This window comes from Clostridium sp. MCC345, assembly GCF_018785345.1.
In the GTDB taxonomy this organism is placed as follows: domain Bacteria; phylum Bacillota; class Clostridia; order Lachnospirales; family Anaerotignaceae; genus Anaerotignum_A; species Anaerotignum_A faecicola.
The window spans coordinates 24344-31635 of sequence record NZ_WQPP01000056.1 but is presented as its reverse complement, the minus strand read 5'-3'; the positions used below and the strand labels follow the sequence as shown (position 1 = coordinate 31635).

At 42.7% G+C, this 7292-nt stretch carries 7 protein-coding genes; all 7 read left to right on the top strand.

Annotation, left to right across the window (positions count from 1 at the left end; all coding sequences use genetic code 11):
- The coding region (locus GPK49_RS09380; protein ID WP_215677589.1) for a DUF4143 domain-containing protein at positions 1 to 507 on the top strand (507 nt) is incomplete at its 5' end.
- Positions 508 to 1539: 1032 nt separating this feature from the next.
- A complete protein-coding gene (locus GPK49_RS09375; RefSeq protein WP_215677587.1) occupies positions 1540 to 2388 on the top strand; it encodes a radical SAM protein in 849 nt (282 codons plus the stop codon).
- 19 nt (positions 2389 to 2407) lie between these two features.
- Positions 2408 to 2890 carry a GreA/GreB family elongation factor gene (locus GPK49_RS09370; RefSeq protein ID WP_215677585.1) on the top strand — a complete coding sequence of 161 codons (483 nt, stop codon included), beginning with the start codon at positions 2408 to 2410 and terminating at the stop codon, positions 2888 to 2890.
- Positions 2891 to 2936: 46 nt separating this feature from the next.
- Positions 2937 to 3131 (top strand): hypothetical protein, encoded by a 195-nt coding sequence (locus GPK49_RS09365; protein ID WP_215677583.1) that lies wholly within the window; start codon positions 2937 to 2939, stop codon positions 3129 to 3131.
- 67 nt (positions 3132 to 3198) lie between these two features.
- Complete coding sequence (locus GPK49_RS09360; RefSeq protein ID WP_215677581.1) at positions 3199 to 3537, top strand: GIY-YIG nuclease family protein; 339 nt, start codon at positions 3199 to 3201, stop codon at positions 3535 to 3537.
- Between the two features lie 198 nt (positions 3538 to 3735).
- On the top strand, positions 3736 to 5478 hold the full coding sequence (gene ade / locus GPK49_RS09355; protein WP_215677579.1) for an adenine deaminase: 1743 nt from the start codon (positions 3736 to 3738) through the stop codon (positions 5476 to 5478).
- Between the two features lie 33 nt (positions 5479 to 5511).
- A complete protein-coding gene (locus tag GPK49_RS09350; RefSeq protein WP_215677577.1) occupies positions 5512 to 7290 on the top strand; it encodes an HsdM family class I SAM-dependent methyltransferase in 1779 nt (592 codons plus the stop codon).
- The last annotated feature ends 2 nt before the right edge of the window (positions 7291 to 7292 follow it).

Below are 7292 nucleotides of genomic sequence, written 5' to 3'. Positions count from 1 at the left end.
GAAGCAATAGAATGGCTTGTTTCGGCAGGAATGCTAAACCGGATATATAATGTTTCTAAGCTGGAGCATCCGCTCTCTGCTTTTGATAAGTTAGACCAGTTTAAATTATTTTTATTTGATACCGGATTGTTGAAGCAGATGGCGGGCATTGATAACAGTGCAATCCTGTTAAAGTCAACCTATCAGTTCAAAGGCCAGCTGACGGAAAATTATGTTTTGCAGCAGCTTAGGGGGCAGTTTGATGTAATGCCGAGATACTTTTCAAGCAGAAATGGGGAAATTGATTTTGTGCTACAGTACGGTATGGATATTATTCCTGTTGAAACAAAAGGCGGTGAGGATAAATCGGCACTGACCTTCAAAAAATATGTTGCAGACAATCACCCTCAATATGCAGTCAGATTTTCAAAAATGGGATATAGAAAGGACGGCAATATTACCAATATTCCATTGTATCTAGTCGGAAAAACTAAAGAGCTTTTAGGGGCTGAGAAAGATTTCGTATGACTATTGAAATGGTTTTGTGACAGATATAAAAAAGTATAGTTTAGTATGAACCTTGGAAATTGAATCCGAGGTTCCTTTTGTTTTTGTCAGGATAGGTTGGAGTGTATCGATTACGGTATAAACCATATTGAAAATCAATTTATATGCCGAAATGGGAACACAATAGCAAAATCTACTGTCTAAAGGCAGGCTTATACCAAAAGAAGCTAGTAGAATTGGCAGAAAACCCCTTCTATTGTAGCAATAAAACTACAACAGGAGGGGTTTTTCGCGTCGTAAATCTTTTACGCCTGTTATTATGAACAGGCTGATAGTCCCCGTGAGGGCGCGAATTGCATCGAAGAAAATCAGCATCGACGAGATGCGGAAAGAAACGTTACAGTCCCCGTGAGGGTGCGAATTGCATCAGCAAAAGGATACAATTCGTGTAACAAAAATTAAATAATATTATACAATTCGCAAGTCCATTATACAGATAAATCATTTAGTTTTCAATAGATTCTCTAAATTTTATTGTCATTTTGTGTCGGGTTTTGACTTTGCGTCCGGCTAACCCCCTTTTTTCAGTATAAATTTGGCTCCGAAATCGCAGGATTTTTTGAGGTTAGCCAAAAAAATTAAAAAAATTTTCAATTATCTCTGAAAAACTATATTTTTTCTGAGAGATATAAGTAAAGAGAAAAATGAAATCAAAAAAACAGAAAAATTTTGGGGTATCCCTGAAAAACCAAATTTTTCCGGAGAGATATAAGTAAAGGGAAAATGAAATTAAAAAAACAGAAAAATTTTTGAGTATCCCTGAAAAACCAAATTTTTCCGGAGAGATATAAGTAAAGGGAAAAATAAAATCAAAAAAACAGAAAAATTTTTGATTATCTCTGAAAAACCAAATTTTTTCAGAGAGATATAAGTAAAGGGGAAATGAAATTAAAAAAATCAAAAAAATTTCAATTTTCCTTGAAAAAAGCAAAAAAAGAAAAGAGAGTAATAATAAGGAACACAAAATTGTTTTATACGAAAGGAGACAGAGCCATGAGTAAAAAAATGCCGAATTCCGTATGTTGGAATATCACAAGCAGATGCAACGAAAAATGCAAATTCTGCTACAGAGACAGGGACTCCCGCGAGGTATCCTTTGCAGACAAGAAAAAGGTTATCGACCGCATTGCGGCGGCAGGGATTCGTAAGCTAACCTTTGCAGGCGGAGAACCGTTGCTGGTAGAAAACATCCGGGAACTGATTCTGTACGCCAAAAGCAGGGGGCTGATGGTATCTCTCACGACAAACAGTATTCTGCTGAAAGGAGAAATCCTTGATTTCTGCCTCCAGGAACTGGACTGGCTGACGATGTCTCTGGATGGGGACAGCAATGCAACACAGAGCAGAATGACCAGACATGGGAAACACTTCGACAGAGTGATGGAGGTTCTGGCGTATGCCGCAGTATACCCCGAACGAAACTGCAGAATCAAGCTGAATACCGTTGTCAGCAACAAGAACCAGAATGAAGTAAAAAACATGGTACCAATTGTACTGGAGAAAGGTGTTGAACGATGGAAGCTGTTCCAGTTTGTCCCTCTCAGAGGTGCGGCAAGAGAAAATGGCAGAGATTTTGAAATCTCGGATGAAAGCTTTTCTGCTGCTGCCGAAGCGGTAAAGACTGCAATGGGGGAGAAAGCAAACTGCGTTTCTGTTTGTGACAGAGAATCTATCGAACACGCACACTTCGTTATCTTCCCGAATGGAGATATTAAAATCTCTGACGATCTGCATGACCGTGTTCTGGGGAACGCTTTGCAGGATGACCTGCAGCAGCTTTGGGCAGAAGGTGGTTACAACAGGGAATCGCATGATACGCGTACAGCGGCGGCTGTGGCTTGAAAAGAAAGGAGAATCTGCAATGCAAGAAAACAACTTTAAGAAAAAGGTGCGTGAGGCATATCTTTCCTGCCTGATGGAGGAATTGGCACACGCACGCAGAGGACACGCGGAGGCGAAACGGGATACGATTGCGGCAGAAGGACGTATGGTTACTCGATATGATTCTACAAAAACAGAGGTTGGATGGTTAGCCGATGGATTTCTGAAGGATGTGCGAGAACTGGAGAAATGTATTCTTGAGGCAAATGAAGGCACATGGTTCAGAGAAAAAGGAGAAGCAGTCGGGATAGATTCCTTAGTCAGAGTGCGGGAGGAGGATGGTTATGAATGTTTTTATTACATCGTAAGGGAAAGAGGCGGAGTGGATCTGGCGGCAGACGGCAGGGATGTGTATTGCGTTTCTGTATCTGCGCCAATCGCAAAAGAGCTTTTTGGAAAAAAGATCGGCGAAAGGACAGAAGTGAAAGGAGTGGGGCAAATGCAGATTGTAGGGATAGAGTAAGAAAAAATACAGGAAATGAAAAAAGCTATTTTAAGGAGGAATGGATATGGAACCTTTCGGAACAATCATTGCGGCAACAGAACTTGGCAGTATGCTCGGCGGAGCGATTGCAGACCTCGTTGAGAAATCTGTAAAAAAAGGCGCGGCAATTGGCGCAGTTGTCGGAGCTGCAGCAGGCATGGCGTATGTATTTGCGGATGCAGATACAGAAAGACCTGCTCTGGTAAATGCCGATTATTAAACAGAACAGACACATCAATAAACTCAATAAACCAAACAAAAACAAGATAGGAAAGGGAGGAGATTTTATGTCTACATACAAAGCAGGAAGACCAAGCAAATACAATCCAACAACGAAAAAGGGTGTTGAACCGGACAAATGCGCAGGGGAATATCGCATCCGAAACGCAGAAGGAGCGCTTACGTATATCGGCGAAACAAACAATCTGAAAAGACGGATGCAGCAACACTGCTACAACGGAAAGATGTCTAACGGGCAAAACGCGGGAGGTACCTTTGAATGGAAAAAGGCGGATGGCAGATCGACCTCGGTAACCAGACGCGAGCACGAACGCCAGAAAATCAAAGAGCATTCCCCTGCAATGAACTGCTCAAGAGGCGGTGAAGGCAGGGTGGCAGGAAGATAAATCCTTCTGCTGAGATACGAATGAAAAAGCTTTCCGGCGCATTGAAAAATATCCTGTCAATGGTATACTAATATATAATTGGCAGGATAAGCTTTCAATGATGAAAAAACTATTTGCGCCATTCCGAAACACGTGAGAATGGGGAAGAACTGAGCAAATATGAAATATTTAACGGAAAGTTAGAGGGGAGAGGTATCTATGCAGCCAGATGTGCTGAAGAATCGGATTGCGGCAGGCAGGGGGTATGTTTGCGCCGATCTTGTTTTGAAAAATGCCAGAGTCATCAATGTGTTTACCAATGAAATCGAAACCGCTGACATTGCCATCAGCGGAAACTATATTGTAGGTGTGGGTGAATATCGGGGCAGAAAAGAAGTTGAACTGCGTGGCAGTTACGTCTGCCCGGGTCTGATTGATGGGCATATCCATATTGAAAGCTCCATGCTCTGTGGGCCGGCATTTGAACAGGCAGTTCTGCCGCATGGCACTACTGCAATAATTACAGACCCACATGAAATATCGAATGTTGCGGGGCTTAATGGCTTGGAGTTCATGCTGGAAACAACAAAAGACCTGACGCTTTCGGTTTATTTTATGCTGCCTTCCTGTGTGCCGGCGACAGACTTGGATGAATCGGGCGCTGTGCTGGGCGCAGAACAGCTGCGGCCTTACTACCGTCATCCTCGTGTGCTTGGGCTTGCTGAGCTGATGAACGCGTATGGGACTGTGCGTTGTGACCCGAAGGTCTTGCAGAAAATCTGTGACTGCAAAAAAGCAGGAAAGATTGTGGATGGGCATGCACCGCTTTTGCATGATAAAGACCTCGATGCTTACATTGTGGCAGGCGTGCAGTCTGACCATGAGTGCTCCAATATAGAAGAAGCGATGGAAAAACTCCGACGCGGACAATACATCATGATTCGCGAGGGTACCGCCGCCAAAAATATGGATGCATTGATGCCATTGTTTCAAGAGCCCTATTGCAGCCGTTGTATGCTGGTGACGGATGATAAGCACCCCAACGATCTGCTCCACAGCGGACATATTGATTATAACATCCGTAAAGCCATCCAAGCCGGCGCAGCTCCGGCAATAGCGGTAAAAATGGCAACGCTGATTCCTGCACAGTATTTTGGGCTAAAGCAGCACGGTGCTGTGGCACCGGGGTATCTGGCAGACCTGATTGTGGTTTCGGATTTAGAGCATTTTACGGTAGAACAGGTTTATAAAAACGGTACACTTGTGGCAGAACATGGAAAGGCACTTAAGCCTGCGTCACTTATGATTGACAACACGCGCTTTGCACGCGTTATGGAATCGTTTGATATGGATGAAATCACACTTCGGGATTTGGAACTGCGTGAGAGTGGTGACTATGAACGCATAATCTGCTTGCGTCAGGATGAGCTGCTTACAGAGGAAAAGATTATACCATTCCAACAGCATCCGAACACAGCACCCGGCGTGGATACAGAACAGCAGATTGTAAAACTGGCTGTTTTTGAGCGGCATCATCATTCCGGACATGTAGGTATTGGCTTTCTCGGAAATTTCAGCTTGAAACGTGGGGCAGTTGCATCAAGCATTTCGCATGACTCCCATAACCTGATTGTGGCAGGTGACAATGATGCGGATATGGTACTGGCAGGAAACACTGTGCGTAAAAATAAAGGCGGTCTTGCATTTGTGGCAAACGGACAGGTCATGGCGGAAGTTGCACTTCCGGTTGCAGGTCTAATGAGTACCGAAAGTGCAGAGAGCGTAGCGGAGAAAATGCAGGTGTTGGAGGATGCCCTCAAAGCACATGGCGTGGCGGAGGACAGCGGTATCTTTATGACACTTGCCTTTGTCAGCCTTCCGGTTATTCCGAAACTCAGACTGAATACCTACGGCATAGTGGATGTAGAACAGCAGAAAATCGTTCCGGCTGTTTTTAAATAATTTATTTCAGTAATTTGATGAGGTGTAGAAAAAATGAATAGTAATGATTTAATTGTAAATGTTGGTAAGAATTCAAATGATACCGCAGCTCTTGTGTGGTCTGTTGCAGATGATCTTGTAGGGGCATATAAACCGCATGAATATGGTCTTGTTATTCTACCGATGACAGTAATCAAACGTTTCCATGATTGTTTGCTGCCAACACATCAGGCAGTTCTTGATACATACAAGAAAGTAGAAAAGCTGGCTGTAAAAGATGGTTTTCTGCGTAAAGCATCAGGCTATCAGTTTTACAATACAAGTCCATTTACGTTCAAGACATTGATTGCTGACCCTGAAAATATCGTAGATAATTTCAAGGCGTATCTGAATGGATTTTCTGATAATATTCAGGACATTCTTGCACGTATGGATTTTGATTCTCAGATTAAGCATATGGAAGAAGCAGGTCTTCTGTATCAGGTAATCTCTGATTTCTGTACAGATAAGGGCGATTTTTCGCCTGAGAAAATCAGTGCGGTTGATATGGGATATATATTTGAAAATCTTGTTCGTAGATTCTCTGAATCATATAACGAAGAAGCCGGAGCACATTTCACAAGCCGCGACATCATTTATCTAATGAGTGACCTTCTTGTAGCTGGTGATGAATCCGCATTTACAGGGGATGGTATCTCAAAGACCGTCTATGATATGACAATGGGAACATCTCAGATGCTTACCTGTATGGAAGAAAGATTGAAACAGATGGATGCGGATGCAGACGTTACTTTATTCGGTCAGGAGTTTAATCCCTTTACATTCGGTATTGCAAAGGCTGATATGCTTATCCGTGGCGGAGACCCTAACAATATGCAGTTCGGTGATACATTGTCTGATGACAAGTTCAGCGGATATAAGTTTGATTATATTATCAGCAATCCACCGTTTGGTATTCCGTGGAAACGTGAGGAAAAAGAGGTCATAGCTGAATTTAAGAAGGGTACAGCGGGAAGATTTGCACCGGGACTGCCGGCAAAAGGCGATGGACAGCTTTTATTCATGCTGAATGGTCTTGCAAAATTAAAAGATGATGGTCAGATGGCAATTATCCAGAACGGTTCCTCTTTGTTTAATGGTGATGCAGGGAGCGGTCCTTCTGAGATTCGTAGATATTTGATTGAGAATGATTGGTTGGATGCGATTGTGCAGTTGCCGAACAACGCTTTTTATAATACAGGAATTGCAACCTATATTTGGATTGTAATGAAGAATAAGCCTGTCACACATCAGGGCAAAGTACAGCTGATTGATGCATCCGCTTGTTGTGCAGCAAGACGTAAGAATATCGGTTCAAAGAACGTAGATATTACAAAAGCTTGCCGTGATTTGATTGTTGAAGCGTATGGTGCTTATATGGATGGTACATACAATGGTGTGGATGAAAATGACAATGCAATCGTTGTAAAGAGCAAGGTTATGGATGCCATTGACCTTGGCTATAACAAGATTGTAGTGGAAACACCACAGTTGGATGAAGACGGCAATGTTGTCATGAAGAAAAAGAAATCGGTAGCTGATACATCAAAGCGTGATGCAGAGAATGTGCCATTGACAGAAGATATTGATGCTTACTTTGAGCGTGAGGTCATTCCGTATAATCCGCAGGCTTGGATTGATAAATCCAAAACAAAAGTGGGATATGAAATCCCGTTCACCAGAACATTTTATGAATATAAGCAGATTGAGCCGTCAGATGTGATTGCAGCACGTATCGAAGAACATGAAAAGAGTTTGATGGCGAAATTGCATGATTTGTTCGGGGGTGAATGATT